Here is a 25,534-nt window from a genome sequence, read left to right on the forward strand (position 1 = left end):
TTGGCACCGAATCCGACGTGAACGGCGATGGTCGCATCGACGCGGTCTTTGATTTCGGCGGCGGCAACACGCTGACGGTTCTGGGCATGACGATCAATGCCCTGGCCGACGACGTGCTGCTGTAATCGCCAGCATCTTGCGCCGCGCCTGCAAAAGGCGCGGCATCATTTGACAGGCAAGTGACTGCCGCCTTTAAACAGGAGACCCCCATGCCAACCATCACCGGAACCGCCGCTGCCGACAGTCTGTTGGGCAGCGAAGGGAACGACCTGATCCTTGGGCTTGACGGTGACGACCGCCTTGACGGATTTTATGGCGTCGACCGGCTGGTTGGCGGCGCCGGCGCTGACCGGCTGACGGATGTTCTGGATGGTCTTGACGATCCCGGCGTCGACACCCTGAACGGCGGCGATGGCAATGACACCATCTACAGCTATTCCGGGCAGGATATCATCCTTGGCGGGGCTGGCGAGGATTACCTGACGATGCGCGGCTATGGCCAGGTTTTTGCTGGCGCAGGCGCGGATAGGATCTATGTCGCAGGCGGTTATGTTTCGGCTGGCGAGGGCCGTGACAACCTTTATGTCACGCCCAATGCCTCTGGTCGGGTTGCCACCACGCTGAACCTGGGTGGTGGTGCTGATTACGTGACCTACAATGATGTCGGGGAAAAGGCGATCACGTTCGATATGCGGCCCGGCGCGACCGGGACGAGGGACACAGTCGCAGTCTGGGCGGCCGAAAGTCTCGCCTATTACGGCAGCAGCAACCACATCACGATCCTTGACGGTGCCAAGGATAGCTATGTGCGGTTGAGGCCATACGAAGCCTTCGTCCCTGCCTCGGGCGAGTCGCCGCTGGCGACGCTGCGGATGGGCGGCGGCGATGATGACGTGCAACTGTTTAGTCATCGGGTCGACGCCCAGATGGGAAGTGGCGACGACGAGATTGAAATCGAAAACCCGCGCGGTGGTGTGATCGACGGCGGCGAAGGCCTGGATTATGTCGAGCTATACGTCGATTACAGCCTGTTGACGCCTGACGGTGCCGGGCCGTTGGTTATTGATGCACGGCAGGGTGCAATGACCGGCGGCCAGGATAAACTGGTCTTGAAAAATGTCGAGGCGTTGGGGATTGATGCCTGGCTCGATGCCCCCAATCAAACTTTTGGCTGGATCCATTATTTTGGCGGCAATGACGCCACCAACCTGGCCCTGCGGGGGGCCAACCTCAAAGCCGTTTTGGGCAGTGCGGCCGATCTCGTCGGCGTGAGCGGCACCAAAAGCACGTTGGATCTTTTTCTGGGGGGCGGTGCTGATACGTTGTCCGGCACGTCGAGTTCTTTGCTCAATGGCACGATCAGGGGTCAGGCCGGCGATGATGTGATCAATGTCTACAATTTCTATGGGACCATCAATGGCGGCCTGGGCAACGACACGATCAATTTGTCGTCCGAGTTGCCGTCGCCGTTAGCCGTTCGGATTGATGGCGGGCAGGGCAACGACACGATCTGGGCCGAGGGCCAAGGCAAGCATGTGATCGACGGCGGCGCCGGGCGCGACAGCCTGAGCGGCGGTGACGGCAATGACGCGCTGTTTGGCCGGCAGGGCGCGGATGTGCTGCTGGGCGGCGCCGGCAACGACACCTTGCAGGGCGGTGTCGGTGCGGATCAGCTGCTGGGCGGCACCGGGAAGGACCGGGCGCGCTACGCCGATGCGGCGGCGGCCGTGGTCGTCGATCTGGTCACGCCCGCGAACAACAGGGGCGATGCAGCTGGCGATGTGCTGACCTCGATCGAGAATATCTCGGGTTCGAACCACAATGACGGGCTGTTCGGCGATGCCGGCGACAACGTGCTGTGGGGCGAGAAGGGCAAAGACCGGCTGGACGGGCGCGGCGGTAGCGACACGCTGTTTGGCGGCAATAACGCGGATACCTTTGTCTATTGGCAGAATTACGGCGCGGATCGGATCGCCGATTTCCAGGACGATCTGGATCAGGTGAACCTGCGCGGCCATGGCCTTGCCGATTTTGCAGCACTACGCGCCCTTGGCACCGAATCCGACGTGAACGGCGATGGTCGCATCGACGCGGTCTTTGATTTCGGCGGCGGCAACACGCTGACGGTTCTGGGCATGACGATCAATGCCCTGGCCGACGACGTGCTGCTGTAATCGCCGCGACCTTGCGCCGCCCCCGGTCATCTTGGGGGCGGCGTTGCTGCAATCGGCACTCGCACGCCGTCCAGCATCGGCCTATAACATCGCCGACCGACTGCCAGCGAGGATGCCATGCCCGATATTTCCGATCTTTCCCCCTCTGACGCGGCCAAGCTGGCCGCATCGCGCGCCGCCGTGAAACTGGTTCGCGATGGCATGAAGCTGGGGCTTGGCACCGGATCGACCGCCGTGATCATGGTCAGGGTGCTGGCCGAGCGTGCGGCGGCCGAGGGGCTGACGCTGCGCTGCGCGGCGACCTCGAAGGCGACGGCGGAACTTGCGACCAGTCTGGGGCTGCGGGTCGAAAACCTGGATGACATCGGCTGGCTGGACATGACCATCGACGGCGCAGACGAGGTGGACCCGGACCTGAACCTGATCAAGGGTGGCGGTGGCGCGCATCTGCGTGAAAAGATCGTGGCGCGGGCCAGCGACCGCATGGTGGTGATCGCCGATCCGGGCAAGGTGGTCGAAACCCTTGGCGCCTATCACCTGCCGGTCGAGGTGATCCCCTTTGGCTGGAAGGTGACCGAACGGCTGATCCGCGAGGCACTGGATGCGCAGGGGCTGGGCAAGCGCCCGATCCTGCTGCGCCAGCGCGATGGCCGGCCCTTCCAGACGGATGAAGGCAATCTGATCCTGGACCTGTCGCTTGAGGCGATTGCCGATCCGCACCGTCTGGCGCGCGGCTTGTCCGACATTCCCGGCGTGGTCGAACATGGGCTGTTTCTGGGCATCTGCGATCTGGCGATCATCGGTCAGCCAGATGGTAACGTCACCCTATTGCGCAGCGAAGCGGCCGAAGGCGATCTCGACCCGGTTCTGGACGCAGGAGAGAACGCATGAATTTCGACTATGATCTTTTCGTCATCGGCGGCGGTTCGGGTGGCGTTCGCGCGGCGCGGATCGCGGCCAGCCAGCATGGCGCACGCGTCGGTCTGGCCGAGGAAAGCCGCATGGGCGGCACCTGCGTCATCCGGGGTTGCGTGCCCAAGAAGCTGATGGTGTTCGCCTCGTCCGCGCCCGCCCTTGCCGAAGAGGCGCGGGGCTATGGCTGGCTGTCGGCCGATGCCGGGCCGTTCAGCTGGACCGATTTCCATAACAAGCTGACCGATGATCTGGACCGGCTTGAGCGTGCCTATACCAGCGGTCTGGACAAGGCCGGGGTCGATATTCACCTGCAACGCGCGCGTCTGAGCGATGCCCATACGATCGAATTGGCCGATGGCAGCCGCAAGACCGCCAAGCATATCCTGATCGCCGCCGGCGGCCGGCCGCAGCGGCCCGATATTCCGGGTGCCGAACTGGGGATGATCTCGGACGATGTGTTTCTGATGAAGGAATTGCCCCGTCGCGCCCTGCTGATCGGGGGTGGTTTCATCGCCTGTGAATTTGCCTGCATCCTGAACGGGATGGGGGTCGATACCGCGCTGGCCTATCGCGGCAATGCGGTGCTGCGCGGGTTCGATCTGGAAACACGAGAGCTGATGACCCGGCAATTGCAGCAGAATGGCATCGACCTCAGGCTTGGTCTGTCGCCAGCGCGGCTGGAACGGGCGGATGACCGGATCAGGGCCAGCTTTGACGATGGCAGCCATGGCGATTTCGACGCGGTGATCTTTGCCACGGGCCGGGCGCCCTATACCGGCGATCTGGGGCTTGAGGAAACCGGCGTCCGGCTGAAACCCAATGGCGCCATCGAGGTGGATGACTGGTCGCAGACTGCCGTGCCCTCGATCTTCGCGGTCGGCGATGTGACCAGCCGGGTGAACCTGACCCCGGTGGCGATCCGCGAAGGCCATTCCTTTGCCGATACCGTCTTTGGCGGCATCCCGCGCAAGATGGACCACCGGCTTGTCGCCCACGCGGTCTATACCCGGCCGCATGAACTGGGCAGCATCGGCCCGACCGAGGAAGAGGCGCGGGCGCAAGGCCCCATCGACGTCTATGCCACGACCTTCCGGCCGATGCGGTCGTTCTTTGCCGGGTCGGATGCGCATGTGATGATGAAGCTGATCGTCTGCGCCGAAACGCAAAAGGTGCTGGCCTGCCATATCTTCGGCCCCGAGGCCGGCGAGATGATCCAGCTGGCCGCGATTCCGATAACCATGGGCGCGACAAAGGCCGATTTCGACGCCACGATTGCGGTGCATCCGACCATGGCCGAGGAAATGGTGACCATGCGCGAGCCGACCCGGCGGTTTCACGAGGCGACGACTGATGCCGCCGCCCGTTGATCGCGCCGGCGCCTAGAACACGATCTCGGCGCCGGTTTCGTCCAATTCCCAGCTGATCGGCCTGCCGCGAAGGCGGGCTGCCTCGGCCAGCAGGGCGAAATGCACCTTGGCGGGCGGCGGCGCCGGCAGCGCCGCTGCGCCGGGGGCGGGCGTGTCCAGCCAGGCCCACAGCTCGGGCTCGGGCTTGACGCGATCGGCCTCGGCGACCAGCCGCCATTTCGGTCCGTTGCGCAGGGCCAGAACGCGACCGCCCCAGGGCATCGCGCTTTCCAGGCACATGATCGCCAGCAGAACCATCTGCACCTCGCTGCGGGGCTGGTCGGCATCATCCTCGATGTCGATCTTCAGCCGGCCCTGCACCGCCATTCCCTGTGCCAGCTTTTTCAGATCCGGCCCGCTGACGCGCTGATCCCCTCGGGTCTGGCCAAAGACCATGCGGAAGGTTTGCAACCGGGTCCGCGCCGCCTCGACCGCGTCCGAGACCAGCTGCATCTCGGGGCCTGCCGCCGGCCCGCCGGTCTGCGCACCGCCCAGTTGCAGCAGCTCGACCCCGTTCGAGATGGCACCGAAGGGCGATATCAGGTCGTGGCACAGTCGCGAGCCAAGCAGAAGCGCCAGATCGAGCGGGTCGATCCGCATTGAACTGTTCGTCATAGGATCCTATTTTTTCCTGGAAAGGGCGTGATCATGAATGAGATTCTGGAACCCGGCATGATCGTGCGCCACCCCGGCGCGCCCGATTGGGGTTTGGGGCAGGTGCAGTCGCGCATTGGCGACCGCATCACTGTGAATTTTGCGAATGCGGGCAAACAGGTCATCGACGGACGCAGGGTCGAATTGCTGATCGTGCGGACGGATGGGGCCTGAAATGCGGGTCTCATGCCGCTGTTTCTGCAATTACGGCGCGATTTTCGCAAGAAGAACTCGACCTTCGGTGGTGAAATCCCGGATGCTGTGACGCCAGTGCCGCGGCAGCACGCTTGCATTGCTGGGTAAGGCCACCTAAACAACCGTCCCGAACGCCCGAAAAGGTCCCGTCCGACCGCATGACCCCCGATAGCAGTTTCTTCCAGATCAGGATCGCCACAAGCGAACTCGACCTAAAGGCCGCGCAACGGCTGCGCTATCGCGTTTTTGTCGAGGAGTTGGGTGGCGATGGCGTGCTGGTCGATCATGCCAACCGGCTTGAACGCGACGAGTTCGATCCCGTGGTCGATCACCTGTGCCTGATCGATTCGCGCCGCAACCCCGACGACCTGGATCATGTCGTGGGCGTCTATCGGGTGCTGCCTGGCGCCCGCGCGGCCCAGTTCGGCCGCTTCTATTGCGACGGGGAATATGACCTGACGCCGCTGCGCGAATCCGGCCGCAACCTGCTGGAACTGGGCCGGTCCTGCGTCGATCCGGCCTATCGTGGCGGCTCGGGGATGTTTCTTCTTTGGAACGCGCTGGCCGATTATGTGCTGGATCTGGGGGTCGAGGTGCTGTTCGGCGTGGCCAGCTTTCACGGCACCGATATTCAGACGCTTGCGCCGTCGCTCAGCTGGTTGCATCACCACCATCTTGCCCCCCAAGCCCTGCGCCCGACCGCGCGGCCCGAGGGCTATCAGGACATGAACCTGATCCCCGCCGACCGCATCGACCGGCGCGAGGCGATGGTGAACATGCCTGCGCTGATTAAGGCTTATCTGCGGGTCGGCGGCGTCGTGGGGCAGGGCGCCTTTCTGGACCGTGCCTTCAACACCACCGATGTCTTTTTGCTGATGGATACCGCGGTGATGTCGGACAAGCACCGCAAATTCTACGAATCGCGCTGGCAGCAGGGGCAATGAGCCAGCCGGGGCGGGGTGCCGCCACCTGGCGCGGCGAGGAAGGGATTCAGCTGGGCCGGCCGCAGGGGGTGACGGGATGGTTCCGGGTGATCCGCCGCGGGGTGCCTGCCGTTCTGGTTCTGATCACCGGCGTCCTGCTGATCCTGCCGTTGCGCCTGATCGAGCGGCTGTTCCACGGCCCGCGCCGTCCCTGGACCGGTCCTTACGTGCAGATCGTCTGCCGGCTGGTCCTGTTCTGCATGGGGATCGGCTGGCATCGCAAGGGTCAGCCCCTGCGCGGCCCCGGTGCGGTGGTGGCCAACCACTCCAGCTGGCTGGATATCTTCGTGCTGAACGCCGCCATGCCGGTGTTTTTCGTCAGCAAGGCCGAGGTTCAGGGCTGGCCCGGTATCAATATCCTGACCCGCGTGACCAATACCCATTTCGTCGTGCGCGACCCGAAGCTGGCCCGCCAGCAGGCGCATGAGTTCGCCCTGCGCGTCCGCGCGGGCCACCGGCTGCTGTTCTTCCCCGAGGGCACCTCATCCGATGGCCGCCGGGTGCTGCCCTTCAAGCCGACGCTGTTCCAGGGCTTTCTGGATGATGAACTGCCCGCCGATCTGGCGATCCAGCCGATCACGGCGGATTACCACGCCCCACGCGGCGAGGACCCGCGCTTTTATGGCTGGTGGGGCGATATGGACCTTGGCCCGCATCTGTTGCATGTGCTTTCGGTGCCGCGTCAGGGCAGTGTGACGGTCACTTTGCACGCGCCGATTCCGGTGGCTGGCGAGACGCGAAAATCACTGTCGGCCAAGGCCGAGGAATCCGTGCGATTTGCCCTTGATGATGGTATGATTGCGCCTTGAGAGTGATCGGTAGTCACCATATATGGTATCTTCTTCCAATAGACCCACTAAGGAATGTTTCGAATGACCCGCTTTGCCGCCCCTATCGCCGAACAGATCTGGGACATGAAATACCGGCTGAAGGATGCCGAGGGGCAGGCGATTGACGGCTCGGTCGAGGATAGCTGGCGCCGTGTCGCCCGCGATCTGGCCAGCGTGGAACAGAACCCGGCGGAATGGGAAGGCCGCTTCTATACCGCGCTGGAGGATTTCAAGTTCCTGCCCGCAGGCCGCATTCTGGCGGGGGCGGGCACAGGGCGTTCGGTCACGCTGTTCAACTGCTTTGTCATGGGCACCATCCCCGACAGCATGGGCGGCATTTTCGACATGCTGAAAGAGGCCGCGCTGACCATGCAGCAGGGCGGCGGGATCGGTTACGACTTCTCGACCATCCGCCCGCGCGGGGCGGCGGTGCACGGGGTTGCGGCTGACGCCTCGGGTCCGCTGTCCTTCATGGATGTCTGGGACGCGATGTGCCGCACGATCATGTCGGCGGGCAGCCGTCGCGGCGCGATGATGGCCACGATGCGCTGCGACCATCCCGATATCGAGGCCTTTATCGAGGCCAAGCAGGACAGCGCGCGGCTGCGCATGTTCAACCTGTCGGTGCTGATCACCGATCCCTTCATGCAGGCGGTCAAGGATGGCGGCAGCTGGGATCTGGTCTTTGACGGCCGCGTTTATCGCACCGTCGATGCGCGCGATCTGTGGAACCGGATCATGCGCGCGACCTATGATTTCGCCGAGCCGGGCGTGATCTTCATCGACCGCATCAACCAGCAGAACAACCTGCAATACGTGGAAACCATCGCCGCCACCAACCCCTGCGGCGAACAGCCCCTGCCGCCCTATGGCGCCTGCCTGCTGGGCTCGATCAACCTTGCCCGGCTGGTGACGGACCCCTTCACCAAGGACGCCCATCTTGATGAGAGCGGCCTGGACGATCTGGTCCGCACCGCCGTCCGCATGATGGATAACGTGGTCGATGCCAGCCGCTTCCCGCTGCCCCAGCAACTGGCCGAGGCCCAAGCCAAGCGCCGCATCGGTCTGGGCGTCACCGGGCTGGCCGATGCGCTGCTGATGCTGGGCCTGCGTTACGGCGCCGATGATGCGGTGGAACAGACGCGCAAATGGATGAAGGCCATCGCCCGTTCCGCCTATCTGGCCAGCGCCGATCTGGCCGAGGAAAAGGGTGCCTTCCCGCTGTTCGATGCCGATGAATACCTGAAATCCGGCTTCATGGCCCGGATGGATGATGATGTGCGCGCGGCCATCGCCCAGAAGGGCATCCGCAACGCCCTGCTGACCAGCATCGCGCCGACCGGGACGATCAGCCTCTATGCCGGGAACGTCTCCTCGGGGATCGAGCCGGTCTTTGCCTATGCCTATACCCGCAAGGTCTTGCAAAAGGACGGTTCGCGCACCGAGGAAGAGGTCGTCGATTACGCCGTCCAGATGTGGCGCGACTTGCACGGCGATGCGCCCTTGCCGGATTATTTCGTCAATGCGCAGACGCTGGCGCCGCTGGACCATGTCGCCATGCAGGCGGCGGCGCAGGAATGGGTCGACAGCTCCATCTCGAAGACCATCAACTGCCCCGAGGATATCAGCTTCGAGGGCTTCAAGGATGTCTACCTTGCCGCGTGGGACAAGGGCTGCAAGGGCTGCACCACCTATCGCCCGAATGACGTGACCGGTTCGGTCCTGTCGGTCAGCGAAAAGACCGAGGCCGCGCCCGAGGCCGACAAGGGTGCCGATGTCGTCTACCTGACCGAGCCGCTGGACCGCCCGGCGGCGCTGGAAGGGTCGACCTACAAGCTGAAATGGCCGGGCAGCGAACACGCGATCTATATCACCGTCAACGACATCGTGCAGGCGGGCCACCGGCGGCCCTTCGAGGTCTTTATCAACTCGAAGAACATGGAACATTTCGCCTGGACCGTGGCGCTGACCCGGATGATTTCGGCGGTGTTCCGGCGCGGTGGCGATGTGTCTTTCGTGGTCGAGGAATTGAAGGCCGTGTTCGATCCGCGCGGCGGCGCATGGATGGCTGGCAAATACGTCCCCTCGATCCTGGCGGCCATCGGCGGCGTGATCGAGCGTCACATGATCGCCACCGGCTTTATCGAGGGCGAGGGCATGGGCCTGAAATCCGACCCTCAGGCCGAAGTCATGGCCATCGGCGAACGCCCGCGTGGCCCGGCTTGCCCCAGTTGCGGCCAATACGGGATGCGCATGATCGAGGGCTGCATGACCTGCCCCAGCTGCGGCCATTCCAAATGTGGCTGATCCGGGGCAGGCTGGTCGATGCAAGGTCATCCGGTCTGCAATGACCGGCTGATCGGGGAGGAAGGCGCCATGCCCTCTTCCCCTTTTGCAAAACTTGTGGAAGAAATTGTTCCGGGTCCGGTCAACAGGGCCGGCAGGGGGCGGCTATGTCCAGCGGATCGAAAAGCGAGGCCGTTCAGGGTGCGACACTGATCGCGCCGCCATTCTTTTATGCGCTGCTGGTGCTGGCCGCGCCGCTTTTCACCATCGTGACCTATAGCTTTCTGACCGATGGCTATCTTGAGGTCGTCCGCGACTTCACGCTGGACAATTACCGCCACGTCTTTACCGACCCGATCGTGCGTTCGGTCATGATGCGCTCGCTTGGCGTGTCGATGATGGTGACCTTGGTGACCGTGCTTCTGGCCTTTCCGGTGGCCTATTACGTCAGCCTTGTCGTCAGGCCCGAACGCAAGGCGCTGTGGCTGTTTCTGATCACCATTCCCTTCTGGACCAGCTATCTGATCCGGGTGTTTCTGTGGAAAGTGATCCTTGGCTATAACGGCGTCATCAACAGCAGCCTGACCGGGCTTGGCCTTATCGACGAGCCGCTGACCTTCATCCTTTATAACGTCAATTCCATCGTGCTGACGCTGGCCCATGCCTATGCGCCTTTCGCGATCCTGCCGATTTTCGTGGCGCTGGAAAAGATCGACCGTTCCCTGCTGGAGGCCGGGCGCGATCTGGGAGAATCGCGGTTGATGACCTTCTGGCGGGTGACGCTGCCGCTGGCCATGCCGGGGGTGATCGCGGCGGTGCTGATCGTGTTCATCCCGACCATCGGCGACTATGTCACCCCCACCGTGATCGGCGGCGGCAAGATCCCGATGATCGCCAATATGATACAGGTGCAGATGCTGGATCTGGACAACCGGCCACTGGGCAGTGCGCTGGCCGTGACCGCCATGTTGATCGTCGCTGTGGTCAGCGGGATCTTCCTGTTTCTCAACCGCCGCTTCCTGCGGGTGCGGCGATGAGATCGGGCGCATTGCAAGGCGGGGGGCTGCGGATCTATGCGCTGCTTTACCTGCTGTTCCTTTACGCCCCGATCCTGCTGCTGCCGGTATTTGCCTTCAATTCCGGCACGATCATTGCCTTTCCGCTGAAGGGGTTCACGACCGACTGGTTCGCGCAGATGTGGGCCGATGCGACATTGCGCCGCGCGTTGACAAATTCGCTGACCATCGCCGTCAGCTCGTCCATTTTCGCCACCTGCCTTGGCATCTTCGCGGCCCGTGCCTCGACCCGGTTCAGCTTTCGCGGCAAGGGGCCGATCATGGGCTTTATCATGCTGCCAATGGTGCTGCCCGAAATCATCGTGGCCATGTCGCTTCTGGTGGTGCTGCTGGGTGCCGGCGTGCAGCTGTCGATCCTGACGGTGATCCTGGGCCATACGCTGATCTGCATGCCCTATGCCATCGCCATCCTGTCGACCGCGTTCTCCAGTCTGGACCCCTCGCTTGAGGAAGCCGCCTATGATCTGGGCGAAACGAAATGGGGCGCATTCCGGCTGATCACCCTGCCCTTGGTCATGCCGGGCGTCATCTCGGCGCTGCTGATTTCCTTCACCATCAGTCTGGACGAATTCATCATCGCCTTCTTTCTGGCCGGTAACGAGCCGACCTTGCCGACCTATATCTTCAGCCAGCTGCGCTTTCCGGCGCTGATCCCGATGATCATGGCGCTTGGCACCGTGCTGGTTGCGCTGTCCATCGTGCTGCTGGCGCTTGGCGAATATTTCCGCCGCCGGTCCCTGGCGAAAACCGGCGGCAAGAATACCGGAGGCCTTCTGTGAGCGATACCCGCTATGACCGGCTCGATAGCGCGCCCGCGATGATCGAGGCGCGCGATGTGCACAAATATTACGGCGAATACCACGCCCTGCGCGGCATCGACCTGACCATCCGCGAGGGCGAGTTCTTTTCGCTTCTGGGGCCGTCGGGCTGTGGTAAGACGACGCTTTTGCGCACTATCGCCGGGTTCGAGGACATCTCCAGCGGCGCGGTTCTGATCGACGGCAAGCATATGGAGGACGTGCCGGCGAACAAGCGGCCGACCAATATGGTGTTTCAGTCCTATGCGATCTTCCCGCATCTGACCGTGGCGCAGAACGTGGCCTTTGGCCTGCGCCGCGATCCGCGCCCGCGCGAGGAAAAGGCGAAGCTGGTCGAAGAGGCTTTGAACATGGTCGGCCTGAAGGGCTATGGCGCGCGCGCCGCCCATGCGCTGTCGGGCGGGCAGCGGCAGCGTGTCGCACTGGCGCGCGCGCTGATCCTGAAGCCCAAGGTGCTGCTGCTGGATGAACCGCTGTCGGCGCTGGACCGCAAGATGCGCGAACAGATGCAGGTCGAACTGATCAAGCTGCAACGCCAGGTCGGCATCACCTTCGTGCTGGTCACCCATGACCAGGAAGAGGCGCTGGTCATGTCAGACCGTATCGCCGTGATGTTCGAGGGGCAGATTGCCCAGCTTGATGGTCCCGAGGCGTTGTATGCGCGCCCCGCCGATCGCCGCGTGGCCGATTTCATCGGGGTGATGAATTTCCTGCCGGCCGAGATCCTGGGCGAGACTGCGGGTGGCGGCGTTCGCGTCAGTGTGGCGGGTCTGGGCGAGGTGGAACTGCCCGCCAGCCAGATCAGCCGCGCGAACCCGGATGATGATGGTCCGACGGTCGGCTTCCGCCCCGAGACCATGACCCTGATCGGCACGGGCCAGACCCATAATCAGGCGCGCGAGACCGGGGCCACCATCGACGAGGTCGTCTATTACGGCGACATGACCTATTACGACCTGCGGCTGGACGGTCCCGATGGCCGACCCGCCCAGCACCGGCCGGTGCGGATTTCGATGCGCAATGTCTTTGGTCGTGATGTGCAGGATGTCGGCTCACGCACTCGTGTCGCGTGGTCGCCCGGCTCTCTGGTGCTTTTCCGCTGATCGCTGAAATCCGCTCGGCGGCTTCCCGCGGGGTGGGTTTGCGGCCATTTCCCACACGTGCAAGGCTTTGCGGGCCTAGTGCAACCATATTGGGAAATGAAGAATGACCATGTGCAAGAAAACTGTCGCGTCGCTGTCGCTGATCGCGGCCATCACCGCAGGCGCGGCCTGGGCGCAGGATACCCAGCCTGCGCCTGAAGCGGCACCCGAGGCGCCCGCAGCCGCCCCGGCAGCGCCTGCCGCGCAGGATCCGCAGCCGGCCTATGATGCAGCACGCAATCAGCTGGGGATTCTGGGCTATTGCCAGGATCAGGGCCATATCGACGGCGGCGCTGTCGAGATCCAGACCAAGATGCTGACCATGGTTCCCGCAGGCGATGTTGCCCAGGGCGACGCGGCCGAAGCCAAGGGCAAGGAAGGCGCCGTCTCGGGCCTGGGCGTTGAAACCACGCTGGCCGATGCCGCCACCCAGCAGGGCACGACCGAGGCCGCGCTGTGTCAGCAGATGGATGCGATGATCAAGCAGGCCGGCGCCGCCTTGCCTGCCGAATAAGCGCCGCCTGACAAGGATCTGGGCCGCCGGTCGCCATATGCGGCTGGCGGCCCTTTTATTGGCTGGCGGCCCCTTGGGTTGTCGGCGGGGCGGGCAGGGCGGACTGCACCTTCCGGGGCAGTTTGTCGCGGATCAGGCGATAGCTGGCCTCGATCCGGTGGCGCAACTCGTCCGTCGGGGCGTCCAGAGACAGCTCGATCCAGCTGCGGTGAAAATAGGCCGCGCGGCGGGCCGGGCCGATCTCGATCAGCATTTCGGCGGTCTCGATGCCCTCGGTCTTGACCGCAACGGCCTCGTTCACAGCGCCGATGACTGCAAACATCTTGCCGCCGACCTTCCAGCAATCATGCCCGCCGCCCCAGGGATCGGAATGCTCGGCCCCCGGCAAGGCGGCGCAGATGGCGTTGACGGTGTCGCGGCCTGTCATGATGGGGCGTCCTTGCGCCGTTTCAGCCTGATCAGGATGCCATCGCGCCCGCGCAGGGTCAAACGCGCCACCGGCACAGGCGGGAGACGGCCGGGCGACAGGCGGAAGGCGCGGGTGATCAGGGCCAGCATCAAGACGCCCTCGATCATGGCGAAGCCTGCGCCGGGGCAGACGCGCTGGCCGGCCGAGAACGGGATGAAGGCCGCGCGGGCCGAGGCGCGGCCCTGATCGCTGTCCCATCGTGCGGGATCGAAATCATCGGGGCGATCCCACAGCCTTTCGTGCCGGTGCAGATGCCAGGGGGACAGGATCAGCTGTGCGCCGCGCGGCACGTCGCGGTTGCGGAAATGTTCGGGCCCGGCGGCCTCGCGCACCATCATCGGCACGGGTGGATAAAGGCGCAGCGCCTCGCGAAAGACCGCGCGCGTGCTTTTCAGTGCCGAGACGTCCGACATCTCGCCCGTCATCGCGGTGGCTTCGGCGGCGACGCGGTCCTGCCAGTCGGGATTGGCCGCCAGCAGCCACAGCGCCCAGGCCAGGGCCGAGGCGCTGGTTTCATGCCCGGCAAGAAAGAAGATCGCCACCTGATCGACCATTTCCGGCGCGGTGAATCTGCGGCCGGTCTGGGGGTCCGGGGTGGTCATGATCTTGGTCGCCAGATCGTCGGGCGCGGTTCCTGCATGAATCGCCGCCATGCGGTCGGTGACAAGCTGCCGGATCAGCCCCCTGATCTCGGCCGCGGTGTCGCGCGTGCGCCGGGAATGCCAGCGCGGAACCCATGACGGCAAAGGCAGCAGCGCCGCCAGGTTGACGATGGGCTGCGCGTCCTGATGGGCGCGAAAGGCGGCAAAGACGCGGGTGGCGATGTCATGTTCGATGGGCAGCGAGAACAGCGTGCGAAAGATCGCATCGGCGGCGGCATGGCTGGTTTCGGGCTCGATGTCGATCTCGGCCTCGGGCAGGCGCTCGACCGCGCTTCGGGCGGCGGCGAGAATGGCGGGAAAGGCCTCGTGCAGGCGCCCGCCCTCGAATGCTGGGTCGATGATGCGACGCTGGAACTGCCATTCCTCGCCATTGGTGACAAAGACCGACCGCCCCAGCAGGGGGGCCAGCCCCTCGCGCAGGCGGTTCGATTTGGGGAAATCGGCGGGTCGATCCTGAAGGATCAGCCGCACCAGCGCCGGGTCATTGCACAGGAAGCTGTGGATCAGCGGATTGCGAAACTCGGCCATCCAGGCGCGGAACAGATGGGCGGGCAGGGCCGATAGCAGATCGCGCCGAAACCCGCGCGCCATGCGCAGGATGCCGCCGCGCGCGCTGCTGGTGGGTGGCTTGGGCGGGATCATGCGGGGCTGCCCGCGCGCGCCAGCCCCGGACCGGCGGGCGTTGTAATGCGGCCGGGCGAATGCGGGCGGTCGTGAAAGCGTTGCGCCAGTGTCAGCGGCCCGGCGGTGATCGCGAAATAGTCGTAATCACCCGGCCGGTCGAAGGCGCAGAGATATTGGAAATGCAGCCTGAACCAATGCCCCCGCAATTCCCGCTGCTTTTCCGGTGACAGCGTCCTGGTGAAGGCGGCCGAGATCACCAGAGGCCAGCGCTGATCGGCGGGTGCCACGCCGGTCACGGCAACCGGATCGCACAGGCCAAAGCTGCACGCATCGCCGGGGGCGGTCACGTCCAGCCAGAAAATCTGATCCCGCGTGCTGAGACAGGCGAGATCACGTCGCAGGCGCTGCGCGCGCGGCAGGAAGGACGCCATCGGCACCACATGGCCAAGCGTCATCAGCGACAGCGCCGGACCGTCCACAGGCACCCGGCCGGCACGGATCAGATCGGCCAGAACCGACACGGCCAGATAGGCGCCCGAGCTGTGGCCGATGATCAGCACCTCGTCCCAATCACCGGCCAGAACCTCGGCAATGCGGTCGGTGAACTGGGCGATGCGGGTTTCCAGCGCGGGCGGATATGCACCGCCCGACTGCGCCGTAAAGGCATAGTCATGCATCAGGTAATAGGCGAATATCCTGCCATCCAGCCGCCGCCACCCGACCAACCCGGCCCAGGTGACCGCGGCCATCACCGGCAGGCCCAGCCACCAGCCCGCGATCAGCGAGACCAGCCAACCCGCCAGCCAGCCGGCCAGCAGGGCCGCCAGCAATTGCAGGATCAGCACCACGATCGGATAAAGCGCGGCGATCACCGGCCCCCGCCTCAGCCGCATCAGCCGGAACAGCGCGCCCGAGCCGATATAGGCCCATGCCGTCCGCGCCAGTTGACCATAGGTGGCGGCGATCCCATGCCCCATGGAACCCTGGACTATATCGGCCCAGACCAGCACCTCGATTTCCGCCTGCCCGCTGCCTTGCGGAAATTCACCCGCAGCACCCCAGCCAAAGCCGGTGCGGTCGCGCCTTGCGCCCATGGTCAGCCGATAACCCGAGATTGCCGCCTGTGCCACGCCCTCGCGGCGATACAGCTCGCGATAGCGGCGCGGGGGGATCGGGTCATAGCCGGGGATATAAAGAACCCGGCGGCGGAACGGCTGCATCTTTGCCCCTTGCTTTTGCCCGCAGCATAGGCGCTGGAACGCAGGCGGCAAGGGCAGAGCCGGACCGGACTGGCCTCAGCCGCCCGCGTTCCAGCGTGCCTCGTTCGCCTCGATCGCGGCGATGCGGCGGCCGGTATGGGGGTGGGACAGCAGCCATGCGGGGGCACCCGCACCCATCCGGCCGGTCAGCGCATCCAGCTTGCGAAACAGCGATTTCTGCGGTTCGGTGCCCAGACCGGCCTTGATCATCAGCGCGCTGGCAAATTCATCTGCCTCGAATTCATCCTGCCGCGACAGGCGGGCGGCGATGGCCACTGCGGCCAGATTGGCCAGCCAGGCACCGACAAAGGGGATGAACCGCCCCAGCACCCCGGTCAGCGCCAGCCGAATCGCATTCTGCCCGGCGAAATCCACCATCCGGCGACGGGAATGCCCGCGCGCGACATGGCCCAGTTCATGCGCGATGACGGATGCCAGTTCCTCGGCCGTGACCTCGCAGGCATCCAGCTTGCGGATGAAGCCCCTTGTCAGGAAGATGCGGCCATCGGGGGCGGCAAGGCCGTTGATCGGCTCGATCTCGTAGATATGGGCTTGCACTGCCGGCAGGTCCATTGCCCGGCCAAGCCGTTCCAGCATCGGCGTCAGGCGCGGATGGTTCAACGGCGTGGCGTTCTGGTTCAGCTCGCGTTTCAGCCGCCATGCGGAAAAGAACCACATGGCCATGGCATAAAGGATGATCAGCAGGAATGGCGTCAGCTTCAGCATGAACCCTATATGGTCGGTCTGCCATGCCTGTGCCAGAGGTGGTGCGCCAACCAGATGACCCCAAGCAGGGCCATCGCCGTGGCAAGGCATTTCAGCAGCGCGGCATCATCGCCGCGAAAGCCCCGTGCCAGCAGATAGCCCGCGCCCAGCTGTGTCAGCGCCCAGAGAAACTCGCCCGGCAGGCTGGCGGCGATGAAACGCCGGGTTGGCATGCCCGTCGCGCCTGCCACGTAATTCATGCTGGGACCAAGCGGCGTGATCAGCCAGCGCGCCAGAAACACCGCCAAGGCGCCGCGATGCGCGATGAAGCCCCGTGCCCTTTGAAACATCGCCTTTCGCCGTCCGCCCATCGCTTCCAGCCGCGGGGCGATGCGATGGGCGAGGCCAAAGGCGGTCAGATCGCCCAAAGCCGCGCCAAGGCAGGCGCCAAGGATCAGCGTGGGAAGAAACAGATGCCCCCCGCCGCTCAGCGTGCCGGCCGTGACCAGCAGGGCCGAGCTGGGCAAGGGCACCATCATGCAGGACAAAAAAGCCGAGACCGCCAGCACCACAGGCCCCCATTGAGGCAGCAGCGGGCCGAGCGTCTCGATCATGATGCCGGCGCCCCGGTCATCCCAGCACCCGCATCGCCTGTGTCAGACCTTCCAGCGTCAGCGGCATCATTCGCCCCTCGAAGACCTCGCCGACCATGCGGATCGACTGGGTATAGCGCCAGCGTGCCTCGGGCACCGGGTTCAGCCAGACATGGTCGGGCCAGGTCTCGGCCACGCGGCGCAGCCACACCTCGCCCGGTTCCGGGTTCCAATGTTCGTTGGCGCCGCCGGGAACGGCGATCTCATAGGGTGACATCGAGGCATCGCCGACGAAGATGCACTTATAGTCGCGGCCAAAACGATGCAGCAGATCCCAGGTCGGGATCTGTTCGTTCCAGCGGCGGTGATTGTCCTTCCAGACCGATTCGTAAAGGCAGTTATGGAAATAGAAATGTTCCATATGTTTGAACTCGGCGCGGGCGGCGCTGAACAATTCGTCGACCAGCCGGGTGTGGTCGTCCATTGACCCGCCCACGTCCAGAAACAGCAGCACCTTGACGGCGTTGCGCCGTTCCGGCCGGGTCTGCACGTCGATATAGCCGTGATCGGCCGTGGCCCGAATGGTCGCCGGCAGGTCCAACTCATCCGCCGCGCCATGCCGCGCCCATTGCCGCAGGCGTTTCAGCGCCACCTTGATATTGCGGGTGCCCAGCTCGACCCCGTCGTCGAAATCGCGGAACTCTCGCTTGTCCCAGACCTTGACGGCGCGGCGGTGGCGGCTTTCGTTCTGGCCGATGCGCACGCCCTCGGGGTTGTAGCCATAGGCGCCAAAGGGGCTGGTGCCGGCCGTGCCGATCCATTTGCTGCCACCCTGATGGCGGGCCTGCTGTTCGGCCAGCCGCTCGCGCAGCTTGCGCATCAGCTCGTCAAAGCTGCCGCTGCCCTTGACGGCTGCCTTGTCCTCGTCGGTCAACAGCTTTTCGGCCAGCTTCTCCAGCCATTCGCGGGGGAGGGTGGTTTCGCTGACCAGCGCGTCCAGCGGCAGGGATTCCAGCCCCGAAAAGGCCTCACCAAAGGCGCGGTCGAAACGGTCGATATGGCGTTCGTCCTTGACCAGCGCAGTGCGGGCAAAGTGGTAGAAGCCATCGACGGTCCAGCCCGTCACCCCGGCCTCAAGACCTGCCAGCAGGTCCAGATACTCCCTCAGACTGACCGGAACACCGTGGCGGCGCAGCGTGTCGAGGAAGGGCGCCAACATCAGAGCAGGCGGTCGATGAGGACGGTAGCGATCAGGCCGATGGCCGCAAAGGCCAGCGCATGAGAGGCAGCGTATTGCAGCTGGTCCTTGCGGTTGCCCTTCAATGCGACGGCGCGGCGCCAGCCGACATAGGCCCCGATCAGCAGGGCGGCGAGGATGATCATGGCGGGCCTTTCACTTGCTATCGGACAAAGCAGATAGACCTGCAAATCGCCCCGTGCAACAGGCGCGATGTCGCGTTAGCGTGACACGAACCCCAGGCCGGAGGATTTCCATGACCGATCTTGCCCAGTTGCGTGAAACCATCCGCCAGACGCATCTGGCCGATCAGGACGAAGCCATCGCGGCTTTGATCGACGATTACGCCCCCGATGCCGCCGCCCGCGCCCGTATCGACGCCGCCACCGCCGGGCTGGTCCGTGACATCCGCACGGGCGACGATCCGGGCCTGATGGAGGTGTTTCTGGCCGAATATGGCCTGTCCACCGACGAAGGCGTCGCCCTGATGTGCCTGGCCGAGGCGCTGCTGCGCGTCCCCGATGCCGAAACCATGGACGAGCTGATCGAGGATAAGATCGCCCCCTCCGAATGGGGGCAGCATCTGGGCAAGTCGTCCTCTTCGCTGGTCAATGCATCGACCTGGGCCTTGATGCTGACCGGCAAGGTGCTGCGCGGTAATGAAAGTCCGGGCATCGCCGGGCATCTGCGGAATGCGGTGAAACGCCTGGGCGAGCCGGTGATCCGCACCGCCGTCCACCGCGCCATGCGCGAAATGGGGGCCCAGTTCGTGCTGGGCGAGACGGTCAAGGACGCGATCCGGCGCGGGCGCGACCGGGTCGGGCAGGGGTTCACCTACAGCTATGACATGCTGGGCGAGGCGGCGCGGACCGAGCCCGACGCCCGCGAATATCTGGCCGCTTACGAGGGTGCGATTGCGGCGCTGGCGGCGCAGGCGAAATCCGACGACATCCGCGACAATCCGGGCATCTCGATCAAGCTTTCCGCGCTGCATCCGCGATACGAGGAAGGCCAGCGCGACCGCGTCATGGCCGAACTGGTGCCCATTGTTCTGCGCCTGGCGCGGGCCGCGCAATTTGCCAATATGGGCCTGAACATCGACGCCGAGGAAGCCGACCGGCTGGAGATCTCGCTGGACGTGATTCAGGCGGTGCTGTCTGATCCTTCGCTGGCCGGTTGGAACGGCTTTGGCGTGGTGGTGCAGGCTTATGGCAAGCGCGCGCCCTTTGTCATCGACTGGTTGGAGGCACTGGCGGAACGGCTGGACCGGCGCATCATGGTCAGGCTGGTCAAGGGCGCCTATTGGGATACCGAGATCAAGCGCAGCCAGGTCGAGGGGTTGCCGGGTTTTCCGGTCTGGACCCACAAGACCGCGACCGATGTGGCCTGGATCTGCTCGGCCCGGAAGCTGCTGGCATCCCCCCGCATCTATCCGCAATTCGCCACCCATAACGCCCATTCGGCGGCGGCGGTGCTGGAACTGGCGGGCGAGGATCGCGATTGGGAATTTCAGCGGCTGCACGGCATGGGCGAGGCGCTGCATGACCTGTTGCACGGCCGTTATGGCACGCGCTGCCGCATCTATGCGCCGGTGGGTGCGCATGAGGATCTGTTGGCCTATCTGGTGCGCCGCCTGCTGGAAAACGGCGCCAATTCCAGTTTCGTCAACCGCATCGTCGACACCGATGTGCCCCCCGAGCAGGTCGCGCCCGATCCCTTTGCCGAATGGCAGGCGGTGGCCGGGCAGCCTGCGCGGGGCGTGCGCGAACCCTCGGCGCTGTTCGGTCCGGGGCGGGTCAATTCGCGCGGCTTCGATCTGCGCGATCCGGTGACGCTGGCCATGATCGAGGGTGCGCGGGCCGAATGGGCCACGCATCAATGGCAGGGCGGTCCGCTTTTGGCCGGGCCGGTCGCGGGGGGCGAGGTCGAAGCGGTGGAAAACCCCGCCAAGCCGGGCGATGCTGTGGGGCAGATCACGCTGGCCGCGCCCGCCGATATTGAAACCGCGCTGGCCCATTCGCGCATCTGGGACGCCGCGCCCGAGGAACGCGCGCGTGTGCTGCGCGCCGCTGCGGACCTTTATGAAGACCACTATGCCGAGCTTTTCGCGATGATCACCCGCGAGGCCGGCAAATCGCTGGCCGATTGTGTGGCCGAACTGCGCGAGGCGGTGGATTTCCTGCGCTATTACGCCGATTTCGCGACCGCCGACGCCCCGCGCGGGGTGATCACCTGTATCTCGCCCTGGAACTTCCCTTTGGCGATCTTCACCGGCCAGATCGCCGCCGCGCTGGCGGCTGGCAATGCCGTGCTGGCCAAGCCGGCCGAGACCACCAGCCTGATCGCCTGGCGCGCAACCCAGTTGCTGCATCAGGCCGGCGTGCCCGCCCACGCGCTGCAATTGCTGCCGGGCCACGGGCGCATCGTCGGCACAGCGATCAGCAGCGATCCGCGTGTTGCGGGGGTCTGCTTCACCGGCAGCCTGCCCACCGCGCAGGCGATCAACCGGGCGATGGCGGCGAACCTGTCACCCGACGCGCCGCTGATCGCGGAAACCGGCGGGCTGAATGCGATGATCGTGGACAGCACCGCGCTGCCCGAACAGGCGGTGCGGGACATTCTGGCCAGCGCCTTCCAGTCGGCGGGGCAGCGCTGTTCGGCGTTGCGGATCCTCTATGTGCAAGAGGACGTGGCCGACAAGGTGCTGACCATGCTGCATGGCGCCATGGACGAGCTGCGCCTTGGCGACCCCTGGCATCTTGAAACCGATGTTGGGCCGGTGATCTCGGCGGTGGCGCGCAAGGGGATCGACGATCATGTCGCGGGCGCGCGCAGCGACGGTCGCGTGCTGCACCGGCTGAAGGCGCCTGCACGTGGGCATTTCGTTCCCCCCGTGACCATCAGCGTCGGCGGCATCAGGGACATCCAGCGCGAGATTTTCGGCCCCGTGCTGCATGTCGCCCGCTTCCGGGCCGAGGATCTGGATCAGGTGATCGCTGCGGTCAACGGCTCGGGCTATGGGCTGACCTTCGGGCTGCATACCCGGATCGACGACCGCGTGGAACATATCGACCGCCACATGCGCGTGGGCAATCTTTACGTCAACCGCAACCAGATCGGCGCCATCGTGGGCAGTCAGCCCTTTGGGGGCGAGGGGTTGTCGGGCACCGGGCCGAAAGCCGGCGGTCCGCATTATGTGCCGCGATTCCGCCGGGCTGCCGCGTCACGGGTCGCGGATGACCGGGATGAGGCCGATCCGTTGCTGGTCCAGGATCAGCTGAACCGCACCCAAACAGATTCTGAAACGCCACTGGAAACGACGCTGCTGCCCGGCCCCACAGGCGAATCGAACCGCCTGACGACCCATGCGCGGGGCAATGTGCTGTGTCTTGGCCCCGACACGGCCGCGCAGGCGGCGATCGCGCGGGCGCAGGGATGCGCCGCGGTCGAGGTGACAGGGTGGCTGTCGCCCGAAGCCCTGGCCGGGCTGTCAGGGGTGGCTGTGGTCGCCTATGACGGCCCCGAGGACCGCGCCCGTGCCTGCCGCATGGCGCTGGCCGGACGCGACGGTCCGATCATTCCCCTGGCCGGCAGCGCGGAACTGGCCGGATATTGCCTGCTGGAACGGCACCTGTGCATCGACACCACGGCCTCGGGCGGGAACGCCTCGCTGCTGGCCGCTGCGGAATAAGGATGTGACGCCGGGTTTTCGGGGGATCGGGGCATTGTCGTTCCGTCCCGCCGGAAAACCGGTTTGAAACCCGGCCCTTGAACGAGGGCGGGGGGCACGCTACCTTGACAGCAAGTTGTTATCGGAGGGCGTGTATCATGGCGCCCAGGCGTCCTGCGGGTGAGGACGCGTTCCCGAAGATTAAGCCGGTTGAGCCATCTGTCACCCGCCATACCGAGGAGGAACCGCTTTATGCGGCGCTGGACCTTGGAACAAATTCGTGCCGAATGCTGATTGCGCGACCGCGTGGCAATCAGTTTCAGGTCATAGACAGTTTTTCCAAGCCCGTGCAGCTAGGCTACGGACTGGAAGCCTCGGGTCGTCTGTCGCGCAGTTCGATGGCGCGGACGGTCCATGCCTTGCAGGTATGCCGCCGCAAGCTGGAAACGCATAACGTCAGCAATATGCGCCTGGTCGCGACCGAGGCCTGCCGGCGCGCGCGCAATTCGCGCGACTTCATGCGCAAGATTCAGCGCGAAACCGGTCTGCCGGTCGAAGTCATCGACGCCGAGGAAGAGGCGCGATTGGCGGTGATTTCCTGTGCGCCGCTGGTCAATCTGGCCACCGAGCAGCTGTTGATCGTCGATATTGGCGGAGGATCCACCGAACTGGTCTGGATCGACCTTGAGGATGTGGAACCTTCGGAACGTGCCCGCGCAATCATGCGTCTGGGTGACGGTTTTCGCAATCCGCAGCCCGGTGGCGCGCGCGTGGTTGACTGGATCAGCGTGCCGCTTGGGGTGGCGACGCTGCGTGACCAGTTCGCCGATGTCGAGGATGATCAGGGCCGTTTCGCGCTGATGTCCTGGTATTTCGAGGAAATGCTGTCCGATTTCGCCACCTATGCCGATGGCTCGCCGGACGAGAACTTTCAGATCATCGGCACTTCGGGGACGGTGACCACGGTTGCGGCCAGCCATCTGGGATTGCGTCGATATGACCGAACCAAGGTTGACGGGCTGACCATGACCAGCGATCAGATCGACAAGGTGATTCATTCGTATCTGGTCATGGGACCAGAGGGGCGCCGCTCGGATCCGCGTATCGGCCGGGAACGCCACGCGCTGATCATGTCGGGCGCGGCGATCTTGCAGACGCTGATGCGGCTGTGGCCGACGAACCGGCTGTCGGTCGCCGATCGCGGCCTGCGCGAGGGGTTGCTTTATGCGCAGATGGTGCGCGACGGGGTGCTGACACCCGAGGGACTGAACGGGGTGGCTTGATGGCCAAAGGAACGGGCGCCGGTTCTGGCAGCGCCAAGGGAAATACCAGCGGTCGCGGCCAGCGTGACCTGAAGGTGCGGGTCAAGACCGCCAAGGGGCGCAAGCTGTCCAGTAAGCTGTGGCTGGAACGGCAGTTGAACGACCCTTACGTCGCGCGGGCCAAGCGCGAGGGCTATCGCGGGCGGGCGGCCTACAAGATCCTGGAACTGGACGACAAGTATCGCTTTCTCGTGCCCGGCGCGCGGGTGGTCGATCTGGGCTGTGCGCCAGGCGGCTGGTGTCAGGTTGCCGTGGCCCGCGTGAACGCGCTTGGCGAAAAATCGGGTAAAGCCATTGGCCGGGTTCTGGGCGTCGATCTGCAAGAGGTCGATCCCATCGCGGGCGCAGAAATTCATCAGCTGGATTTTCTGGAAGATGGCGCCGATGAGAAGGTCAAGGACTGGCTGGGCGGGCGGGCCGATGTGGTGATGTCGGACATGGCCGCCGCATCGTCGGGGCACAAGGGGACCGACCACTTGCGGATCGTGGCGCTGGTCGAGGCCGCCGCGGCGCTGGCCTTTGACGTGCTGGAACCGGGTGGCACCTTCGTTGCCAAGGTTCTGGCCGGTGGCGCCGAAACCGAGATGCAGGCGATGCTGAAGCGCAATTTCACCAAGGTCGCCAATGTGAAACCGCCGGCAAGCCGCAGCGATTCATCCGAGAAATTCGTGGTGGCGCAGGGGTTCCGGGGCCGGCCCGACGGCGAAGAAGCCGGCGCACCGCTATAGGCGCACTCCTGAGATTTCGCTGTGTTCTGAAAAGTGACCAAGGGTTTTCATTGCAGGGAGGCTTGCAATGGGACCCTGGACCGACTTGCATCTTTGCGACGCGCAATGGGTTCAGAATATCTGACCATGTCATCGGAGACTGTCCGGCGGGCGCTGCCGCCAGACACTTCAAGGTCTTCGGTAGCCCTCTGTCTTGTAGGCGATCGGCTGACCGCAGGGGCAACACCGCAATTGACCGTAATATTGCATACCTTCGTCATCCGAAAATGGGCGTATGATCGTCTGAGAAGGGCGGCTTGATGCTCCGCAGACGAGACATTCCAGCCAAAGGAAGTTGCCTGCAAACTTGTCTTCATTAAATGATAACGGTAATTCGCCTGCACCGATCTCGATCGGTGCTTTACCCCGGGGCGTGTTATGAAGCCGATCTTGAAAAGCGACTAACGCACGGTATTCGAGGGCCTTCTGTGCGGCGCATGTGAGAAGATCATAATACTTGGAGTAGGCTTTCTCGTAACGGGAAATGTCCTGCTGAAGCCGTGTCTCAAGATCGTTTACCCGAAGCACGATCCAGTACAACGTTCCCCGTTTGTCATCTAACTGGGCATTGCTGGCCAGACGGATCATATCATAGGTCACGGCTTCTCCGTCTTGATGATGGCAGATGCGAAACGTCGGCGGTCGGGGTCACAGTGGGCTTGTCGTACGAGGTCGGCATCTCGATTGCCGGCCGGATTTTTCTGATCCGATTGCTGGTCATAACCGGATGGCGGTTTCCTCTTTGGCGGTGCGGATCACGACCATCGTATAGAAGCGTGCGACATTCGTCTTTTCGCGGAACAGTCTCTCGCAGATGGCGTCGAATTCTTCCATGTCACGCAGCTGCATGATCAGCACAACATCGGTCTGGCCGGTTACGGCATAGGCCTGGGTCACGGCCTCCTCGGCGATGGCAAGTTGCAGGAACTGGCGCTGCTGCTGGTCGCCATGGCGGATCAGTTCGACCGTGATGACGGCCTTGATCGCGCGGCCGGCCCGTGCCGGATTCAGGATCGCGACGACCCGGTCGATCATTCCCGAAAGACGCAGCCGCCGCACCCGTCGCAGGCAGCTGGATGGCGACAGGCCGACCATATCCGCCAGTTGCGCATTCGTGCGCGAGGCGTCGCGCTGCATCAGGTTCAGGATATGGCGGTCGATGCGGTCCATGGGCTGTTCCGAGGGCGTGCAATATTATTGCATCATTCTGCAATCTTTGACCACATCTGTCAT

The 25,534-nt window shown here is 64.3% G+C and carries 24 protein-coding genes; 14 read left to right on the forward strand and 10 right to left on the reverse strand.

Translation table 11 applies throughout. From position 1 onward, the window contains the following. Positions 1-209 precede the first annotated feature (209 nt). The 3 genes from FNJ84_RS16765 to gorA all read left to right on the forward strand — a co-directional run bounded on the left by FNJ84_RS16765 (position 210) and on the right by gorA (position 4,456). Positions 210-2,174 (forward strand): calcium-binding protein, encoded by a 1,965-nt coding sequence (locus FNJ84_RS16765; protein ID WP_143794462.1) that lies wholly within the window; start codon positions 210-212, stop codon positions 2,172-2,174. A 117-nt stretch (positions 2,175-2,291) separates the two neighbouring features. Continuing rightward, a complete protein-coding gene (gene rpiA, locus FNJ84_RS16770) occupies positions 2,292-3,065 on the forward strand; it encodes a ribose-5-phosphate isomerase RpiA (protein WP_185968574.1) in 774 nt (257 codons plus the stop codon). After that, the gene (gene gorA, locus FNJ84_RS16775) at positions 3,062-4,456 is read left to right on the forward strand and encodes a glutathione-disulfide reductase (protein ID WP_143794463.1); all 1,395 of its coding nucleotides are present in this window, start codon (positions 3,062-3,064) and stop codon (positions 4,454-4,456) included. The genes rpiA and gorA overlap by 4 nt, the downstream gene beginning before the upstream one ends. 12 nt (positions 4,457-4,468) lie before the next feature. Here gorA and FNJ84_RS16780 read toward each other — a convergent pair whose 3' ends face one another. Further along, a complete protein-coding gene (locus FNJ84_RS16780; RefSeq protein WP_143794464.1) occupies positions 4,469-5,110 on the reverse strand; it encodes a histidine phosphotransferase family protein in 642 nt (213 codons plus the stop codon). A 33-nt stretch (positions 5,111-5,143) separates the two neighbouring features. Between FNJ84_RS16780 and FNJ84_RS16785 the strand changes: the two genes are divergently transcribed. From FNJ84_RS16785 to FNJ84_RS16820, 8 genes are all read left to right on the forward strand, one after another. Beyond that, complete coding sequence (locus FNJ84_RS16785; RefSeq protein WP_143794465.1) at positions 5,144-5,323, forward strand: DUF3553 domain-containing protein; 180 nt, start codon at positions 5,144-5,146, stop codon at positions 5,321-5,323. A 179-nt stretch (positions 5,324-5,502) separates the two neighbouring features. Then, positions 5,503-6,288 carry a GNAT family N-acetyltransferase gene (locus FNJ84_RS16790; protein ID WP_143794466.1) on the forward strand — a complete coding sequence of 262 codons (786 nt, stop codon included), beginning with the start codon at positions 5,503-5,505 and terminating at the stop codon, positions 6,286-6,288. Further along, positions 6,285-7,136, forward strand: a complete 852-nt coding sequence (locus tag FNJ84_RS16795; protein WP_143794467.1) for a 1-acyl-sn-glycerol-3-phosphate acyltransferase — start codon at positions 6,285-6,287, stop codon at positions 7,134-7,136. The genes FNJ84_RS16790 and FNJ84_RS16795 overlap by 4 nt, the downstream gene beginning before the upstream one ends. 63 nt (positions 7,137-7,199) lie before the next feature. After that, on the forward strand, positions 7,200-9,464 hold the full coding sequence (locus FNJ84_RS16800; protein ID WP_143794468.1) for an adenosylcobalamin-dependent ribonucleoside-diphosphate reductase: 2,265 nt from the start codon (positions 7,200-7,202) through the stop codon (positions 9,462-9,464). Between the two features lie 146 nt (positions 9,465-9,610). Further along, positions 9,611-10,480, forward strand: a complete 870-nt coding sequence (locus tag FNJ84_RS16805; RefSeq protein WP_143794469.1) for an ABC transporter permease — start codon at positions 9,611-9,613, stop codon at positions 10,478-10,480. An 11-nt stretch (positions 10,481-10,491) separates the two neighbouring features. Then, positions 10,492-11,298, forward strand: coding sequence for an ABC transporter permease (locus FNJ84_RS16810; RefSeq protein ID WP_143794535.1), 807 nt, complete (start codon positions 10,492-10,494; stop codon positions 11,296-11,298). A 38-nt stretch (positions 11,299-11,336) separates the two neighbouring features. After that, positions 11,337-12,440, forward strand: a complete 1,104-nt coding sequence (locus FNJ84_RS16815) for an ABC transporter ATP-binding protein (RefSeq protein WP_143794536.1) — start codon at positions 11,337-11,339, stop codon at positions 12,438-12,440. A 109-nt stretch (positions 12,441-12,549) separates the two neighbouring features. Beyond that, a complete protein-coding gene (locus FNJ84_RS16820) occupies positions 12,550-12,993 on the forward strand; it encodes a pore-forming ESAT-6 family protein (RefSeq protein WP_143794537.1) in 444 nt (147 codons plus the stop codon). 55 nt (positions 12,994-13,048) lie between these two features. Here FNJ84_RS16820 and FNJ84_RS16825 read toward each other — a convergent pair whose 3' ends face one another. The 7 genes from FNJ84_RS16825 to FNJ84_RS22065 all read right to left on the reverse strand — a co-directional run bounded on the left by FNJ84_RS16825 (position 13,049) and on the right by FNJ84_RS22065 (position 18,688). After that, positions 13,049-13,420, reverse strand: a complete 372-nt coding sequence (locus FNJ84_RS16825) for an MmcQ/YjbR family DNA-binding protein (protein ID WP_143794470.1) — start codon at positions 13,418-13,420, stop codon at positions 13,049-13,051. Beyond that, positions 13,417-14,766 (reverse strand): cytochrome P450, encoded by a 1,350-nt coding sequence (locus FNJ84_RS16830; RefSeq protein ID WP_143794471.1) that lies wholly within the window; start codon positions 14,764-14,766, stop codon positions 13,417-13,419. Before FNJ84_RS16830 ends, FNJ84_RS16825 begins: the two co-directional genes overlap by 4 nt. Further along, entirely contained in the window at positions 14,763-15,968 is a 1,206-nt protein-coding gene (locus FNJ84_RS16835) for a hypothetical protein (protein WP_143794472.1), read from the reverse strand. The genes FNJ84_RS16830 and FNJ84_RS16835 overlap by 4 nt, the downstream gene beginning before the upstream one ends. A gap of 75 nt (positions 15,969-16,043) precedes the next feature. Beyond that, a complete protein-coding gene (locus FNJ84_RS16840; protein WP_143794473.1) occupies positions 16,044-16,733 on the reverse strand; it encodes a M48 family metallopeptidase in 690 nt (229 codons plus the stop codon). Between the two features lie 5 nt (positions 16,734-16,738). After that, positions 16,739-17,326, reverse strand: a complete 588-nt coding sequence (locus FNJ84_RS16845) for a DedA family protein (RefSeq protein ID WP_143794474.1) — start codon at positions 17,324-17,326, stop codon at positions 16,739-16,741. 16 nt (positions 17,327-17,342) lie between these two features. Next, positions 17,343-18,524, reverse strand: coding sequence for a VWA domain-containing protein (locus tag FNJ84_RS16850; RefSeq protein WP_143794475.1), 1,182 nt, complete (start codon positions 18,522-18,524; stop codon positions 17,343-17,345). Next, entirely contained in the window at positions 18,524-18,688 is a 165-nt protein-coding gene (locus FNJ84_RS22065; RefSeq protein WP_185968575.1) for a hypothetical protein, read from the reverse strand. Before FNJ84_RS22065 ends, FNJ84_RS16850 begins: the two co-directional genes overlap by 1 nt. A 110-nt stretch (positions 18,689-18,798) precedes the next feature. Between FNJ84_RS22065 and putA the strand changes: the two genes are divergently transcribed. From putA to FNJ84_RS16865, 3 genes are all read left to right on the forward strand, one after another. Next, on the forward strand, positions 18,799-22,233 hold the full coding sequence (gene putA, locus FNJ84_RS16855; protein ID WP_143794476.1) for a bifunctional proline dehydrogenase/L-glutamate gamma-semialdehyde dehydrogenase PutA: 3,435 nt from the start codon (positions 18,799-18,801) through the stop codon (positions 22,231-22,233). A gap of 137 nt (positions 22,234-22,370) precedes the next feature. Further along, positions 22,371-23,495 (forward strand): Ppx/GppA phosphatase family protein, encoded by a 1,125-nt coding sequence (locus tag FNJ84_RS16860; RefSeq protein ID WP_143794477.1) that lies wholly within the window; start codon positions 22,371-22,373, stop codon positions 23,493-23,495. Then, positions 23,495-24,262: an RlmE family RNA methyltransferase gene (locus FNJ84_RS16865; RefSeq protein ID WP_143794478.1), complete on the forward strand. Its 768-nt coding sequence runs from the start codon at positions 23,495-23,497 to the stop codon at positions 24,260-24,262. The genes FNJ84_RS16860 and FNJ84_RS16865 overlap by 1 nt, the downstream gene beginning before the upstream one ends. Before the next feature lie 168 nt (positions 24,263-24,430). On the opposite strand, the gene FNJ84_RS16870 is transcribed toward FNJ84_RS16865, so the two are convergent. Together FNJ84_RS16870 and FNJ84_RS16875 are read right to left on the reverse strand one after the other, a co-directional pair. Next, positions 24,431-24,901, reverse strand: coding sequence for a hypothetical protein (locus tag FNJ84_RS16870; protein ID WP_143794479.1), 471 nt, complete (start codon positions 24,899-24,901; stop codon positions 24,431-24,433). A gap of 117 nt (positions 24,902-25,018) precedes the next feature. Next, entirely contained in the window at positions 25,019-25,471 is a 453-nt protein-coding gene (locus FNJ84_RS16875) for an Lrp/AsnC family transcriptional regulator (RefSeq protein WP_143794480.1), read from the reverse strand. Between the last annotated feature and the right edge of the window lie 63 nt (positions 25,472-25,534).

The organism is Paracoccus sp. M683 (assembly GCF_007096355.1).
In the GTDB taxonomy this organism is placed as follows: domain Bacteria; phylum Pseudomonadota; class Alphaproteobacteria; order Rhodobacterales; family Rhodobacteraceae; genus Paracoccus.